Here is a 15,746-nt window from a genome sequence, read left to right as displayed (position 1 = left end):
ACTGCCTCTTGACAACTTATAGGAGCGTCGGTTTTAAAAGCACGGATTCCGGCATGGTCGAGGTTCGGCACTCCAGCCCCGTAAACCGGTATAGTTGCGTTTTTGTAGCATTTTCCAACACGTCAAAAAGCCCCGCCAAACGCAAAAAGCCCGACCTCCGCATGGAGACGGGCTTATAGGGCTCAGCAAAGCCAAACCTACACGGTCAAACGACCCGTAGATTACATCTGCTCGGGGGCGGTCACGCCAACAAGGGTGAGCACTAGGGCGAGCGTCACGCGGACGGCGTCGCAAGCGGCCAGACGGGCGCGCGAAAGCTCGGGGTCGACGGGACGGCCCTCGCTCGGCAGCACCTGGCAGGCAGCGTAGAAGCTGTGGAAGTCGCCGGCGAGCTCCTCGGCAAAGTGCGTCAGACGGAACGGAGCGCGGTCGCGAGCGCAGCTGGCGATAAGGTCGGTAAGCTCGTTGAGCTTACGCGAAAGGGCGAGCTCGGTCGGGTCGGTCAGCAGCGAGTAATCGACATTCTCACCGATGGCCTTGGCGGCAACGGCCTTCATGCCCATCTCGTCAGCCTGCTCGGGCGTAACGTCAGCGGCACGGCGCAGGATGGAGCATACGCGGGCGTGAGCGTACTGCACGTAGTACACCGGGTTGGAGTTGTCGCGCTTCTTAACGGCCTCGATATCGAAGTCGACCATCTGGTTGGAGCTCTTGGAGATGAGCGTGTAGCGAGCGGCGTCGGAGCCGACCTCGTCAACAAGCTCCTGCAGGGTCACCATGGTGCCCTTGCGCTTGGACATACGGACGGGCTTGCCGTTGCGCAGCAGGTTGACGAGCTGGCCCAGCAGAACCTCGAACTTGCCGGGATAACCGAGAGCGTCGCAGACGCAGCGGACGCGCTCGATGTAGCCGTGATGGTCAGCGCCCCAGATGTCGATAACGTGGTCGACGCGCTGGAACTTGTCCCAGTGATAGGCAACGTCGGAGGCGAAGTAGGTGTACTCGCCGTCGGACTTGATCAGGACGCGGTCCTTGTCGTCGCCCAGATCGGTGGAGCGGAACCACAGGGCGCCGTCCTTGGTGTAGAGGTAGCCCATCTTGTCGAGCTTCTCAAAAGCGCGGTCGACGGCGGAAGTGCCGGCAGTCTCGCCCTCGGTGTCCTTCACATACAGCGAGCGCTCGGAGAACCAACGATCGAAGTCGCAGTTAACGGCATGGCAAAGGTCGCGCATGTTGTCGACCATCTTTACATAGCCGCGCTCGCGGAAGCTCTCCATGCGCTCCTGCGGATCGGCGTTGACCCACTTATCGCCGTCGGTGCGCCAGAACTCGGCGGCCTCGTCGATGATGTAGTCGCCGCCGTAGGAGTCCTTGCCCAGGGTCTCGGCAAAGTTGTCCTGATACGGATGGGTCTCGGGATGCTCGTCGTTCTCGTCGGCAACAAAGGCGTCGCGGTCGGCGATCAGCAGCTTGTGAGCCTCGTCGATATCCACGCCCTGCTTGGCGATGATGTCGGCAAGCTGCATATAGCGCGTGCTGATGGAGTTGCCGAAGGTGTTCATCTGAGAGCCGTGGTCGTTGATGTAGAACTCACGCTGGATGTCGTAACCGGCGTGATCCATAACGCGGCAGAGCGAGTCGCCCAGCGCGGCCCAGCGGCCGTGGCCGATGTGCATGGGGCCGACGGGGTTGGCGGAAACGAACTCGACCTGGGTCTTCAGGCCACCACCGACGTTGGACTTAGCGAAGTCCATACCCTTCTCGCGAGCCTCGCCAAAGATGGCATTCTTGACGGCAACGGAGAGGTAGAAGTTGATGAAGCCGGGGCCTGCGATCTCGACCTTCTCGATCGCGGGGTCCTCGGGCATATGGGCAACGATGGCCTCGGCGATCTTGCGCGGGGCGCAGTGGGCCAGCTTGGCGGACTTCAGGGCCATGGTAGAGGTCCACTCGCCATGAGAAGTGTCAGCCGGTCGCTCGATAGCGCAATCGTCAAGTTCAAATGCGGAAAGGTCGCCGGCCTCCTGGGCCGCAGCAAGCGCAGCGCGTACCAGCTCTTCAATCTTCTCGGGCATAGATCCTCCTTGTGTTAAAGCCCCCGAGCTCTTGGTCACTCGTAGGGCAAAAGCCAGAGTTTGTAGCACTCTATCACAAGCGACGGGCACTGTCGCAGGGTAAAGCTAATAGATATTGCATATGCACAAAAATGACTACAGCTTGTATGGAGTCACTCAAAGATGCCGGTCTGCCTGCAGATTATGCAGGCGTTGAAAATGCATAAAGGTGTGAATGAGCTGCGTCTGTTATCGAATACTCTTACCTATCAGAGTTGTGTGCTTTTCCTGCACAAAGTACGGGTTTGCGCACGTCAGCGTGTTATTCTAGACATACGTAAATTCGTATAAGTTGGAGGTAGCATGTTCTCAATCGGTCAACACGTCATTCATCCGGGCCAGGGAGTCTGCACCGTCGTCGGTTTTAGGGACGACACACCGCAGCCCATGCTGCTGCTCGAGACCAAGCAGGGACATGCGCAGACGATCCTCATGTACCCCGTGGCGCAGGCCGACCGTCTGCACGCCGCCATCTCTCAGCAAGATGCCGAGCACCTGCTGAGCCACTATGACGAGCTGGAGTGCGACACCTTTACCGAGCGCAACAGCTCGCTTGAGGAGACACACTTTAAGCAGCAGCTCAAGCTGGGCGCGCCCGAGACGGTCCGCGTGGCAAAGACCATGATGCACCGCATTCGCCAGGCCGAGGAAGCTGATAAAAAACCCAGCTCCTACTACATGCGCGTACTCAAGGAGGCCAAGCGCCGCTCCATCGAGGAGTTCGCCGTGGCCTTGGGCGTCACCGAGGAAGCCGCCGAAGCCCGCCTAGCCCAAGCCGCCCTCAACTAACCCATCCGCGCCAAAAACCACCACAAAGGGAACAGGCACCTTTGTGGTGGTTTTCTTGTTCTAGTAGTATTCATTCTTATCGATACCCACGAGCACAAGGAGTCTCTTATGGCAGAGCCGCTTACCGCCGGAATCACCCGCGACCGCGCGTTTGAACTGCTCAATGAGCACAACAAGGACCCGTTCCATATCACCCATGGCGAGACGGTCGAGGGCACTATGCGCTACTTTGCGCGCGAGTTCGACCCCGAGAACGAGGAGTTTTGGGGCATCGTCGGTCTGCTGCACGACCTGGATTGGGAGGAGCATGAGGACGACCCCATTAACCACACCATCTATGCTGCCGAGATTCTTGAGGGCGAAGGTGCGTCTCCCGAGCTCATTCGCGCCATCCAGACGCACACGTCGGACTTCAACACCTCACTACCCAAGCCCGAGCTGCAGATGGAAAAGATCCTGTTTGCCTGCGATGAGCTCACCGGCCTGATCGGCGCTGCCGTCATCATGCGCCCGAGCAAGAGCGTTATGGACTTTACGACTAAGTCGCTCAAGAAGAAGTTCAAGGACAAACGCTTTGCCGCCGGCTGCTCGCGCGACGTGATTTCGCAGGGCGCCGAGATGTTGGGCTGGGAGCTCCCCGAGCTCTTTGACCGCACCATCGCGGCCATGCAGTCCTTCGCCCCCGACCGAGATACCTTCCAGGCCTAACCGTCAACGCCACCTAAAACCACCACAAAGGGGACAGGCACCTTTGTGGTGGTTTTTGTTTGCGCGGGCGTTAGGGACGGACCTGGCCGGTGCCGCGGAGCTTGTATTTGTAGGTGGTGAGGGCCTCGGCGGCAAAGGGGCCACGGGCGTGGAGTTTTTGGGTCGAGATGCCGATCTCGGCACCCAGGCCAAACTCGCCGCCGTCAGTAAAGCGAGTGCTGGCGTTGGAGTACACGGCCGAGGCATCGACAGCATCGAGGAAGCGCTCGCAAGCATCCGTATCCTCGGCAACGATGGCCTCGGAGTGCATCGTGCCGTAGCGGTTGATGTGTGCGATGGCCTCGTCCTCGTTTGCCACGACCTTCACGCTCATCTCGAGCGCCAGGTACTCGCGACCCCAGTCCTCCTCAGTCGCGGCGACGTAGTCATCGCCCTCGGCAAGCCCGGCATCGGCGCATGCGGCGCAGGTTGCCTCGTCGCCGTGAATCAGCACGCCGTGGTCATGCAGCACGGTCACGACCGCGGGCAAAAACGCATCGGCCACAGCACGGTCGACCAGCAGCGACTCGGCGGCATTGCACACGCCTACGCGCTGGGTCTTGGCATTAACGATAATGTTGAGCGCCTTATCAAAGTCGGCGGATTCATGCACGTAGATGTGGCAGTTGCCCGTGCCCGTCTCGATCACCGGCACAAGCGACTCGCGCACGCAGCGCTGGATCAGGCCTGCACCTCCGCGCGGAATGAGTACGTCGACAATACCGCGGAGCTTCATGAGCTCGCCGGTGGCCTCGCGGTCGGTGGACTCGATCATCGACACGGCCTCGCGCGGGAAGCCCTTGGCCTCGAGCGCATCGGCCAGCAGCTCGGCGATCATGGCACACGAGTGATAGGCCAGCGAGCCGCCGCGTAGAATGCAGGCGTTGCCGGTACGGATGCAGATGCCTGCGGCGTCGGCCGTCACGTTGGGGCGCGCCTCGTAGACCATGGCGACCAGGCCCAACGGCACGCTCACGCGGGTCAGGTCCACACCGCTCACAAGCACGCGGTGGTCGAGCACGCGGCCGACGGGATCGGGCAGCTCGGCGAGCTTCTCCAAACCGGCGGCCATGCCCTCGACGCGCTCAGGCGTCAGCAGCAGACGGTCGAGCAGACCGGCCGAAGTGCCCGCATCGCGCGCGGCGGACATATCGAGCTCGTTGGCGGCGACGATGGAGTCGACACCGTTGCGCAGTGCTGCGGCCATGGCGCGCACGGCCTCCTGGCGCTGCTCATCGCTCGCCGTGGCAAGCGAGGCCGACGCTGCCTTGGCGGCAACGGCAAGATCGTGGACATACGTGGCTATATTGACCGACATGGGCGGCCCTTTCTCCTAGAAGTTTGCAACCATGGTAGCCGATTTGCGCATGGCCTCGCCCGCGGCGGTAGAATTGGTCAACCCGAAACACCGCAACGAACGGAAGACTCACATGGCCCTCATCACTTCGTACCACGTCCCCGGCCTTTACGTCGAGGACCACAGCATCGACGTCCCCCTTGACTGGCGCGGCCTGGAGCCGATGCTCCTGGCCGTCGGCAGCACCATGCGCCGCGGCGCTATGCCGGCACCAATCGCCGGCGCGCCCGAGAGCATCAAGCTCTTCTACCGCGTGGTTTGCGCGCCCGACCGCATCAACGACGATCTGCCGCTGCTCCTGTTTTTGCAGGGCGGCCCCGGCGGCGAGAGCCCGCGTCCGCTGTCGCCTACAAGCGACGGCTGGATCGAGGAGGCCGTCAAGCACTTCCGTGTGGTCCTTCCCGACCAGCGCGGCACCGGACGCAGTAGCTGCGTGGACGGACGCATGATCAAGGCACTGGGTGATCGCGCAACGGCCGCCGGCGCCGATACAGCACGCTCGCAGGCCGACTTCCTCAAGCGCCACCTCGCCAGCTCCATCGTGCGCGATTTTGAGTACCTGCGTCTGGTGGGCTTTGGCGGCAAGCCCTGGGTCACGCTCGGCCAGAGCTACGGCGGCTTTTTGACGTTGAGCTATCTGTCGCTCTTCCCCGAAGGCGTGGCGGCAAGCTTTACCTGCGGCGGCATTCCACACGTGCCAGCGAGCGCCAGCGAGGTCTACGCGCACACCTTCCCGCGCATGGCAGCTAAAACTCAGCAGTATTACGACCGCTACCCCGCCGACGTCGAACGCGTGGCGGCCCTGGCCGATACGCTCGAGGCCCAGAAGCCCGTGCTGCCCGACGGCTCGCCGATGACGGTCGAGCGTCTACAGCTCATGGGCAGCGACTTTGGCATGAAGCCGAGCTTTGAGCGCATGCATTGGATTATCGATCACGCGTTTGTTACTGGCGACGGTACGCTTAGCTGCGGCTCCTCGGTATCCGACAGCTTTTTGATGCGCGCCTTCGAGCGCACCAACACGCGTACAAACCCGCTGTACTGGACGCTGCAGGAGTTTATCTACGCCGACGGCGACACCATACCCATTCGCTGGGCCGCAGCAGAGGAGAAGGCCCATCGTGCCGAGTTCGACACACTCGCGCGCCCGCTCATGTTTACCGGCGAGGCCATGTTCCCGTGGATGTTTGAGCAGATGCCCGAGCTTATGCCGTTTAAGCCCGCCATGGACCTGCTGATGGAAGACACCAGCTGGGACAAGATCTACGACCCGCAGCGCCTAGCCTGCAACGAGGTGCCACTCCAGGCCGCGGTGTATTTCGACGATATGTACGTCGATTCGGGCATGCAGCTCGATACGCTCAGCCGCATGGGCAACTCGCATGCCTGGGTGACCAACGAGTTCGAGCACGACGGCCTGCACGGCAGCGTGGTGTTCAAGCACCTCTTCGACGAAGCCCTCAACCGCGGAGACCTGCGCCGGATCTTCTAGCTAAGGAGTGTCCCAAAGTGCCGGCACATAAGGAACGTCCCCAAGTGCCGGCACGAGAAAGACAGCGCTGCGGGAAACGATCCGCAGCGCTGTCTTTCTTTATGCAAATACGATCAAGTTATCCCTGTGTATCGCCGGCTTCTCGGCCAGGTTAGCGAGCAGGCGGTTGCTGGCGATCTGGTCCTGGCGGCGGCCGGCTGCAAGCTCCAGCACGTCCGAATCGGCCTCGGCGATACCGCGGGCGACGACCATACCGCTCGGATCGCACACATCGAGCACATCGCCCTCGGCAAACTGGCCATCGACCTCGCGAATACCCACCGCAAGCAAGGAAGAGCCACGGCTAACCAGCGCCTTCGCAGCACCATCATCAACCGTCACCGACCCATGTGCCTTGTCGCCCAGCGCGATCCACAGCTTGCGGGGCGCGATGTCCAGACGCTCCGCCGGCGGATCGAACAGCGTGCCCACGCTCTCGCCGCGGGCGAGGCGCACGAGCGCATCGGGCTCCTCGCCCGAGCAAATCACGCTCTGAATGCCCGCCGTCATCAGGATGCGGCTCGCGCGAATCTTGGTGATCATGCCGCCCGTACCCACCGAGGTCGAAGAATCACCCGCCGAGGCAATGATCTTGGCATCGATCTTATGCACGACCGGGACAAACTCGGCCGTCGGATCCTCGTGCGGATTGGCGGTGTAGAGGCCGTCGATGTCGGACAGCGTCACGCACAGGTCGGCGGAAACCAGGCAGCTCACGAGCGCCGCCAGCGTGTCGTTGTCGCCAAACTTGATCTCGTCGACGGTAACGGTGTCGTTCTCGTTGACGACCGGCACCACGCCCAGCTCCACCAGACGCAGCAGGGCGTCGCGCGCGTGCAGGTAGGACGTGCGACGCGCCGTGTCGTGACGCGTGAGCAGCACGAGCGAGGTGAGCAGGTCGCGCGCATGGAACTCCTCGTCGTAGGCCGACGAGATGATGCACTGACCAGCCGAGGCGCAGGCCTGCAGGCTCGGAAGGTCGCCGACCGGCTTGCGGTCGAAGCCCAACACGGGATAGCCACAGGCGATAGCGCCCGAGCTCACCACGACCAGACGCCAGCCGAGCTTGCGCAGCGCTGCGGCTTGATCGGCAAGTCCGCCGATAAAGGCGCGGTTGACCTTGCCATCGGCGCCCACCACCGTGGACGAACCGATCTTTACCACCATCGTTTTATAAGAAGTCGTCATACGTCAAACCAATCAACTGTTCAGCGAACGGCCGAGCTGGCGGCCAAGGGAGCGTGACTCGCCCCTACCGTCCAAGGAATCATTTTGCCCAGGGAAAAGCCGAGGCCGCGGCCATGTTTTTGCGCACGAGCTCGTCGCGCACCTGAGCCAGGCCCTGCTCCATGCCCACCACATAGGTCTGCGGGTACAGGAAGCGCTTGAAAGCTGCGTCCAGATGATCGAGCGCCCAAACACAGCGCTCGCGCGCGTCCTGGATGCTCTCACGCGGAGCCACTGCGCTGCCATCGCGCACGATCGGCACCAGCAGCTCGCGATACTCAAGCTCCGACACGTCGGTCACCAGGGCGGCATCATTCACGGCCACGAGGGTATTGCCGCGCGCGGCGCCCTCCCCCACCAGATGGTCCTCGTCGTAGATCATGTCGCAGACCGGGCCGCCAAAGCCGTCGTAATAACGGCGCACGCGCTGCACGCCCGGGATCGTGCGCTTGTAGGGCTGCTCGGAGAGCTTGACCACCGGCGTCCACGGGTCGGCCTCGCTCGCACGGCGGGCGGAAAGCTTGTACACGCCGCCCAGCGCCGGCTGGTCGTAGCAGGTCGCGAGCTTGGTGCCCACGCCAAAGCTATCGATGGGCGCGCCCTGGTCGAGCAGCGACTGAATCGTGTACTCATCCAGATCGTTAGAAACCGAGATCCCCACATAGGGCAGGCCCTCGGCATCGAAACGACCGCGGACATACTTGGAGAGCTTGGCGAGGTCGCCCGAGTCAATGCGAATAGCCGACAGGCGCTCGCCCGCCGCCTCCATCTCCTTGGCAACCGTAATGGCATGCTCGCAGCCCTCGCGCACATCGTAGGTGTCGATGAGCAGCGTGCAGTTCTTGGGGCTCGACTTGGCAAAGGCGCGGAAGGCCTCGAGCTCGGAATCGAAGCTCATCACCCAGCTGTGCGCATGCGTGCCAAAGACGGGAATACCGTAGCGGCGGCCGGCGAGCACATTGGACGTAGAGGAGCAGCCGGCGACGTAGCTCGCGCGCGCAACGGCCAGGCCGCCATCGGGACCCTGGGCTCGGCGCAGGCCAAACTCGGCCACGGGACGGCCGTCCGCCGCCAGCACCACTCGCGCCGTCTTGGTGGCGACAAGTGTCTGGAACCCGACGATATTGAGCAGCGCCGTCTCGAGCAGCTGGCACTCGAGCGCAGGACCGGTGACGCGCACCATGGGCTCGCGTGGAAAGACGAGCTCGCCCTCGGGGACGGCGTCGATATTTACATGCGCACGAAAATCGCGCAGGTAGTCGAGGAATGCGGACTTGAACATCGCGCCGCCGGCCGGGGCCTCAAGCGATGCGAGGTAGTCGATATCCTCGGGCGTAAAGCGCAGATTCTCGACTAGCTCGGGCAGCTCGGCGGTGCCGCACATGACGGCATAGGCGCTGCCAAAGGGATGGTCGCGGTAAAACGCGGTAAAACAACCCTGCTCATTGGCCTTGCCGCTCTCCCACAGGCCCTGGGCCATAGTGAGTTCGTACAGATCGGTGAGCATTGCGATGTCGGTGGGATGAGAGATATCGGTCAAAGCCATGGGGCGACCTTTCGGATGTGTGGTGCAGAATTTGAGGGTTGGACGAGAGCAGAGCATGCGGACATGACGCCCGATGTAAATCGGTTAGAGCAGGCCCATGCTGGTCAGGATCGTGTAGCCCATAAAGATGACAAACGCGATGAGGGCAAGGACAATGATGATTTTTTGAGCCGGCGCCATGCCAGGGATCTCGTTCTCGCCCGTAGGTTCCTTGGAGGTAACCATGCGCTGGGCAAAGGTCATCTCGTCACGGCTCGGCTTGGGCTCGACGGACTTGGGACGAGCGGCCTTTTTAGGCTGAGGTTTGGGCGCGGCAGGCGCAGGCTTCGCTGCAGCGGGCTTGGGTGCGGGCGCGGGCTTGCGCTCGGATGCGGCGTTCGAGGCGACCTCCTCGGCCTTCGCACGCTCGGCACGCAGGGCAGCCAGCTCCTCGCGCTCGCGACGGGCCTCTTCCCGAGCCTCGCGGCGGGCCTTCTCAGCGCGGAGCTCTTCCAACTCAGCGCGCTCCTCGTCGGACAATGGTTGGGACTCAAGCTCGGCCATGGTAAAGCCCTTTCTTTTAAAAAAAGCCGCCGACACAATGTCAGCGGCTTATCAAATCCAAGGGTGGAGACGAAGGGAGTCGAACCCTCGGCCTCTGCCATGCGACGGCAGCGCTCTCCCAACTGAGCTACGTCCCCAGGACAAGTTGATATTTTACCTACGGCTCGCCAACTGTCAACGCCCAATAACCAGTCTTTTTGGGGCACGGCTATTTTGGCAACTTTTCGAACAGGCGATGCTCTCGATGATTTTTTATCCCCGTCCCAGAAAAATCATCGACGAACGCACTACTTTGCGCTGGTAAGAACACCGGTGGTGTCGAAGGCCGGGGTGAAGCTCTCGTCTACCGCGCCGCCCTCTTGCCAGAACATCGTCGTAAACCCCAGATCGTCGGCATGGTCGAGCACCTGCTCGTACTCCTCGCGCGTCACAGCGCGCGCCAACTCGCCGCCCTGCTCGCACATGAGCGTATTGGGCGTGTACTGGTTCATGACCGAGATCGGCACGTCGCCCACCGTCTGCCACACCAGGTCTAACACGCGGCACGAGTCATCCGCATGCCCCGGCAGCACCAGGTGGCGCACGATCATGCCACGCTTCATAAGCCCGTCCTCGTCCACCAACTCTCCCCCGCGGCGCTCGATCTCGCGCGCCATCTGAGCCAGGCCAGACACGGCTACACGCGGGTAATCCTGAATATGAGAGAGCGACTGCGCAAGCCTCGCATCAGCATATTTAAAGTCGGTAAGCCACACATCGACCAGATCGCCGAGCGCAGCCACGGCACTCGCCCGCTCATAGCCGCTCGTGTTGTAGACGATCGGGATGTCCAGCCCACGCTCCCGCGCTGCGGCAATCGCGGCCGGCAGCAGGTGAGCATAATGCGTCGCCGTCACCAAGTTGATGTTGTTGGCACCCTGGTCCTGCAGCTCCAGCATAATCTCGACCAAACGCTGGGGCGTAATCTCAAGACCGAAATTGCCCGTCGAGATCTCGTGGTTCTGGCAATAGACGCATTTGAGCGAGCAGCCGCTAAAGAAGATCGTGCCCGAGCCAGCCTCGCCCGAAATGGGCGGCTCCTCCCACATATGGAGCGCCGCGCGGGCGACCTTAAGCGTGTCGTCGGCGCCGCACACGCCACGCGCGCCCTCGTCGCGCGCCGCGCCGCAACGGCGTGGACACAAATGGCAGGCGGGCGAAAAAAGTTCGGTCAACGACGTCGGCATAAAAACATGCTCCAAAACAACGATTCAGCAGCTCAAACGTAAAGGCCCGGACCGCACAGACGGTCCCAAGCCCAAGGCGCCGTAATCGTCCGACACGATTTTTGTAATGTCAAGACTGGAATCGATAAAGTGCCGCTTTATGATGTAGATATTCCGCCCCCCGCGGAGCAACTGGGTGAACCGTCGCGTTTATTTAGGGAGCCCACACAGTCGTACCTAGTACAGGTATCCTTCGTTGTTAAGGACGCTGGAACAGTCGATGAGGGCACCCACCTGTTTTAGGTGGGTTCATTTTCGTAACGTGGGGGGTGGTTTTCTTTTGCCGAAAATCACCATTACAGTCCATATGGATCCCCGCCGGCATCCCGACAAGCCATCGACAACATCCCAATATCTGGTAAGCGCGTGATTATCGCTGCGTGCAATTCCATGCACCCCCCTTGGTCGAGTATTATGGTTCGGCTATGCCCTTTGCGCATGGCGTTCTTCTGACCTTTCCCTTCGACGCTTGGCGGTTTTTAGATTCATGGCTTCATCCCCGAGCTACATACCGTACCTATGCGTGGCAGCGGCGGCCTTTATCACGACCTTCCTCGCGGTGCCCCTGGTCAAGCGCTTGGCAATTAAGCTCGATGCCGTCGACTATCCTTCTAAGCGCCGCATCAACACCAAGCCCATCCCACGTTTGGGCGGAGCGGCGGTGTTTTTGGGCCTGGTCGTTGCCTGCATTGTGCAAATCCTAGGCACCTGGTACCTAGGCTGGCCACCCGTCCTGGTGCCGCACCCGCGCCTTCACATTAGCTATCCCATGCTGGCGCTCTCCTTTACCGTCATCTTTGCGACCGGCGCTATCGACGACGTCTTCCAGCTCACGCCCAAGCAAAAGCTGGCCGGACAAGTCCTCGCCGCGCTTATCGCCTGTATCGGCGGCCTAAAAATCGGCGTCATCGTCAACCCGTTTGCCCCCGGCGAGATCATGCTCGGATGGCTCGCCTACCCCATCACCGTAATCTATCTGGTGGCATTCACCAACATCATTAACCTCATCGACGGCCTCGACGGCTTGGCCACGGGCATCTGCGGCATCGCGTCGTTCACCATGTTTTCGATGGCCGTTCTCTCGGGCCGCATCGACGCCGCCGCGCTCTCCATTGCGCTCTTTGGCGCCTGTCTGGCCTTTTTGCGCTACAACTTCAACCCCGCAAGCATCTTCTTGGGCGACTCGGGGTCGCTGCTTCTGGGCTTTGCGCTGGGCTCCATCTCGCTGCTCAACGTGAGCCGCACCGCCGCACTCACCTCGCTTATCATCCCGCTCATCGTTGCCGGCGTGCCCATCATCGACACGTTTAGCGCCATTGTGCGCCGCAAGCGCGCCCACATTAGCATCGGGCAGGCCGACAAGGGCCACATCCACCACCGCCTGATCCAGGAAGGCTACAACCAAAAACAGGCCGTGCTGCTCATCTATGCCTGGTGCATCATGCTTTCGGCCGGCGCCGCCGCGATTAACCAGGTCGAGGTGCCCATGCGTGTGCTCATCTTTACCGTGCTCGCCATTGGCTCGGCTGCCTTCGCCAAGCACCTGCACCTGTTTGAACCCGTGCTGCGCCACCATTACAACAAGCGCACGCACGAGGACGAGCTCGTCACCCCCGACGACCCCGCCTTTAAGCAGGAGGAGCAGGCGGCAGAAGAGCGTAAGGAAGAGCGCCACCACAAGCTCTAGGGCAAGCTGCCGAGGATGTGCCAAGGCGTTGGCAGCCGTTCGCGCGAACGCCGCGGCGGACTTGAAAGCCGGCCCCTGGCAGTCCCTCACCCACTCACGCCCACCCCTCTCAATAAACACGCTATCATCAAAACCTGCGAACGAACGTTAGGAGCAATCATGCCAAACGAGAACAGCTACGAAGTCGCGCTGCAAAAGAGCAACGCCATTCGCGAGGGCTTGGCCAATACGCCCGAGAAGTTCACCATGCTTACCGGCGACCGCCCCACCGGCCGTCTGCACCTGGGTCACTACTTTGGCACCCTCAAGGGCCGCGTGGAGCTGCAGAACATGGGCGCCAGGACCAACGTACTCATCGCCGACTACCAGGTCATCACCGACCGCGACACCACCGAGCACATCCAGGACAACGTGTACAACATGGTCATGGACTACCTTGCCTGCGGTATCGACCCCGACAAGACCATGATCTACGCGCACTCCGCCGTGCCCGCCGCCAACCAGCTCATGCTGCCGTTCCTGTCGCTGGTGTCCGAGGCCGAGCTGGCGCGCAACCCCACGGTCAAGGCCGAGATGGAGGCCTCGGGCCACGAGCTCACCGGCCTTCTGCTCACCTACCCGGTGCACCAGGCCTGCGACATCCTGTTCTGCAAGGGCAATGTGGTGCCCGTCGGCCGCGACCAGCTGCCGCACATCGAGCTCACCCGTACCATCGCCCGCCGCTTTAACAACCGCTACGGCAAGGTATTTCCCGAGGTCGAGGCGCTGCTGTCCGAGACCCCGCTGCTGCCCGGCCTTGACGGTCGCAAGATGAGCAAGAGCTACGGCAACGCCATCAATATTTCGATGACCGCCGAGGAAACGGCCAAGCGCATCAAGAAGAGCCAGACCGACTCCGAGCGCATGATCACGTTCGACCCCGAGAACCGCCCCGGTGTGTCCGGCCTGCTTTCGACGGCTGCAATCTGCACCGGTCGCTCCGAGGTCGAGATTGCCGAGGAGATTGGCATGGGCGGCTCCGGCCAGCTCAAGAAGTACGTGACCGAGGCCGTCAACGAGTACTTCGCACCTATCCGCGAGCGTCGCCAGCGCTACGAGAACGATCTGGACTATGTGAAGGACGTCCTGCATGAGGGCAACCGTCGCGCCAACGAGATCGCCGAGCAGACCCTGGCCGAGGTTCAGGACGCCATGGGTATGGTGTACTAGGCCGATCTGCTGACTTGAGCTTTCGATTGCTATAGGGCGGGCGCTACGGCGTCCGCCTTTTTTGGAGCCGGACTGCTTCGGCTCCGCCCATTGCACTCCCCCGATAAACAGGAACGGGCCCGCCGGCAGTCAGTTGCCGGCGGGCCCGTTCCCGAAGTACACCGTTGAATCGCACAGAGGGGAGGAATGCGAATCAAACTCAACAGGGCAGGCTTTTTCATCGCCTATTGCCTGCTCCGTTGCTGAATACAATATAGTTCACCGTGGTTTACTTTGCAGCATCAATATTCGCCGCCATAGCTTCTCCATAAGTTAGCCCCGGTAAACCTGCAACAGAAAACCACCACAAAGGGGACAGGCACCTTTGTGGTGGTTCTGGCCACGGCAGAGCTGTTAGAGTCCGGCAGGCCAACGACAGACGGCCAGGTCGACGTGCATGGGATCGGTAAACGTCACACCCTCCCCCATTAAGAGCTCACGCTGGGCATCGGGGCCGCCAAAGGCAAAGCCCTCACAGATACGGCCGTCGGCAAACACCACGCGATGACAGGGAATTTGGCCGGGGCGCGGGTTGCTGTGCAGCGCATAGCCCACATAGCGCGCGCTCCGCGGACGACCGGCAAGCAGCGCCACCTGACCGTAGGTGGCAACCATCCCCTCGGGAATCTGCTCGACCACCTCATACACCCGCTCAAAAAAGCCCTCAGACGCCATCGCATGCTCCTTTCAACCGAAACAAGCATAAACCACCAAAAAGGTGCCTGTCCCCTTTGTGGTGGTTTTGACCGGAAAGCTAGTTGGCGGGGCGGAAGAAAGCTACGGCTACGGCGCCGGGGCCCACGTGGGTGCCGATGGTGGCGCCAATGGTGTGGATGGGCAGCTCGTTCTCGGTGTGTCCAGCCCACAGTGCCGCGCTGTCCTCGATATACTTCTTGAGCACGGCGTCCGAAAGGCCCGTATAGCCCAGCGCCAGCGGCATGGAAAAGTCGACGCCGCCCGCTTTTTCGACCTTCTGGTTGAGCAGGTTACGGCCGTTCTTGGAACCGCGCGCCTTGCCCAGCTGCACGATCAGGCCGTCCTCGGCGGCCACCACGGGCTTAACGTTGAGCAGCGTGCCCACAGCGCCCGCAGCAGCAGACAGGCGACCGCCACGCACCAAGTACTCCAGCGTCTCGAGCAGGCCGATGACGACCACACGGTCGCGCACGGCCTCGACGGCCGCCGCAATCTGGGCCGCGCTACGGCCCTCGTCCACCAAGCGCAGCGCATACTCGACCAGCACGCGCTCGCCCAGGGTGACGTTGTTGCTATCTACCACGAACACGTCGCCGCCCGGCGCCTCGGCAAGTGCGGTACGGGCACTCTGATTGGTGCCCGAAAGCTTGGCGCCAACGGTAATAATCACTGCCTCGTCGCCGGCCTCACGCGCCTCGGCAATCGCCTGCGAAAACGCGTACGGGTTGACCTGGCCGGTCTTGGGCAGCTCATCGCGCTCCACGAGCATCTCGTAAAAGCGCTGGTGATCGATGTCGACGCCATCCATGTACACATCGGTGCCAAAGGTGACGGACAGCGGCAGAACACGCAGAGCGGGGTGCTCAGCCGGCGACATATCGCTCGCGGAATCGGTAATAATACGAATGGACATAGCGAATCCTTTCTTGCGCGGACCTCGCGCGGGGAATTTTGACAGCAATGCCCCGGCACGGTATACGCGCTCAAACGGGACTA

The 15,746-nt window shown here is 61.8% G+C and carries 13 protein-coding genes and 1 tRNA gene; 5 read left to right on the top strand and 9 right to left on the bottom strand.

The features are described from left to right. Positions 1-221: 221 nt before the first annotated feature. Positions 222-2,075, bottom strand: coding sequence for an arginine--tRNA ligase (argS, locus tag AB5767_RS08490; protein ID WP_368132394.1), 1,854 nt, complete (start codon positions 2,073-2,075; stop codon positions 222-224). Between the two features lie 342 nt (positions 2,076-2,417). Between argS and AB5767_RS08485 the strand changes: the two genes are divergently transcribed. Together AB5767_RS08485 and AB5767_RS08480 are read left to right on the top strand one after the other, a co-directional pair. Further along, the gene (locus AB5767_RS08485) at positions 2,418-2,903 is read left to right on the top strand and encodes a CarD family transcriptional regulator (RefSeq protein WP_006235480.1); all 486 of its coding nucleotides are present in this window, start codon (positions 2,418-2,420) and stop codon (positions 2,901-2,903) included. A gap of 108 nt (positions 2,904-3,011) precedes the next feature. Further along, positions 3,012-3,611 (top strand): HD domain-containing protein, encoded by a 600-nt coding sequence (locus AB5767_RS08480; protein WP_161145052.1) that lies wholly within the window; start codon positions 3,012-3,014, stop codon positions 3,609-3,611. Between the two features lie 70 nt (positions 3,612-3,681). Here the strand turns inward: AB5767_RS08480 and AB5767_RS08475 are convergent, their stop codons facing one another. Then, on the bottom strand, positions 3,682-4,968 hold the full coding sequence (locus AB5767_RS08475) for a glutamate-5-semialdehyde dehydrogenase (protein WP_368132393.1): 1,287 nt from the start codon (positions 4,966-4,968) through the stop codon (positions 3,682-3,684). A 112-nt stretch (positions 4,969-5,080) separates the two neighbouring features. On the opposite strand from AB5767_RS08475, the gene AB5767_RS08470 reads away from it, so the two are divergent. Beyond that, entirely contained in the window at positions 5,081-6,499 is a 1,419-nt protein-coding gene (locus AB5767_RS08470) for an alpha/beta fold hydrolase (RefSeq protein ID WP_368132392.1), read from the top strand. Between the two features lie 99 nt (positions 6,500-6,598). On the opposite strand, the gene proB is transcribed toward AB5767_RS08470, so the two are convergent. From proB to AB5767_RS08445, 5 genes are all read right to left on the bottom strand, one after another. Further along, on the bottom strand, positions 6,599-7,726 hold the full coding sequence (proB, locus tag AB5767_RS08465; protein WP_035137237.1) for a glutamate 5-kinase: 1,128 nt from the start codon (positions 7,724-7,726) through the stop codon (positions 6,599-6,601). Positions 7,727-7,805: 79 nt separating this feature from the next. After that, positions 7,806-9,311 carry a nicotinate phosphoribosyltransferase gene (locus AB5767_RS08460; RefSeq protein ID WP_148332245.1) on the bottom strand — a complete coding sequence of 502 codons (1,506 nt, stop codon included), beginning with the start codon at positions 9,309-9,311 and terminating at the stop codon, positions 7,806-7,808. A gap of 84 nt (positions 9,312-9,395) precedes the next feature. After that, positions 9,396-9,854 carry a hypothetical protein gene (locus AB5767_RS08455; RefSeq protein WP_195645291.1) on the bottom strand — a complete coding sequence of 153 codons (459 nt, stop codon included), beginning with the start codon at positions 9,852-9,854 and terminating at the stop codon, positions 9,396-9,398. A gap of 64 nt (positions 9,855-9,918) precedes the next feature. Then, positions 9,919-9,991: transfer RNA gene (locus AB5767_RS08450), tRNA-Ala, on the bottom strand. Between the two features lie 150 nt (positions 9,992-10,141). Beyond that, on the bottom strand, positions 10,142-11,080 hold the full coding sequence (locus tag AB5767_RS08445) for a radical SAM protein (RefSeq protein WP_368132391.1): 939 nt from the start codon (positions 11,078-11,080) through the stop codon (positions 10,142-10,144). A gap of 526 nt (positions 11,081-11,606) precedes the next feature. Here AB5767_RS08445 and AB5767_RS08440 point away from each other — a divergent pair. Both AB5767_RS08440 and trpS read left to right on the top strand, forming a co-directional pair. Beyond that, positions 11,607-12,806, top strand: coding sequence for an MraY family glycosyltransferase (locus tag AB5767_RS08440; protein ID WP_195544746.1), 1,200 nt, complete (start codon positions 11,607-11,609; stop codon positions 12,804-12,806). 159 nt (positions 12,807-12,965) lie between these two features. Then, positions 12,966-14,015: a tryptophan--tRNA ligase gene (gene trpS, locus AB5767_RS08435; RefSeq protein WP_368132390.1), complete on the top strand. Its 1,050-nt coding sequence runs from the start codon at positions 12,966-12,968 to the stop codon at positions 14,013-14,015. 393 nt (positions 14,016-14,408) lie between these two features. Here trpS and AB5767_RS08430 read toward each other — a convergent pair whose 3' ends face one another. Beyond that, complete coding sequence (locus AB5767_RS08430) at positions 14,409-14,729, bottom strand: MGMT family protein (protein ID WP_368132389.1); 321 nt, start codon at positions 14,727-14,729, stop codon at positions 14,409-14,411. Positions 14,730-14,808: 79 nt separating this feature from the next. Then, the gene (locus AB5767_RS08425; protein WP_161115863.1) at positions 14,809-15,663 is read right to left on the bottom strand and encodes a DegV family protein; all 855 of its coding nucleotides are present in this window, start codon (positions 15,661-15,663) and stop codon (positions 14,809-14,811) included. Positions 15,664-15,746 lie beyond the last annotated feature (83 nt).

Source organism: Collinsella aerofaciens (assembly GCF_040926265.1).
Taxonomy (GTDB): domain Bacteria; phylum Actinomycetota; class Coriobacteriia; order Coriobacteriales; family Coriobacteriaceae; genus Collinsella; species Collinsella aerofaciens_BB.
The sequence above is the reverse complement of the archived record's forward strand: the minus strand, read 5'-3'. Positions and strand labels throughout refer to the sequence as shown.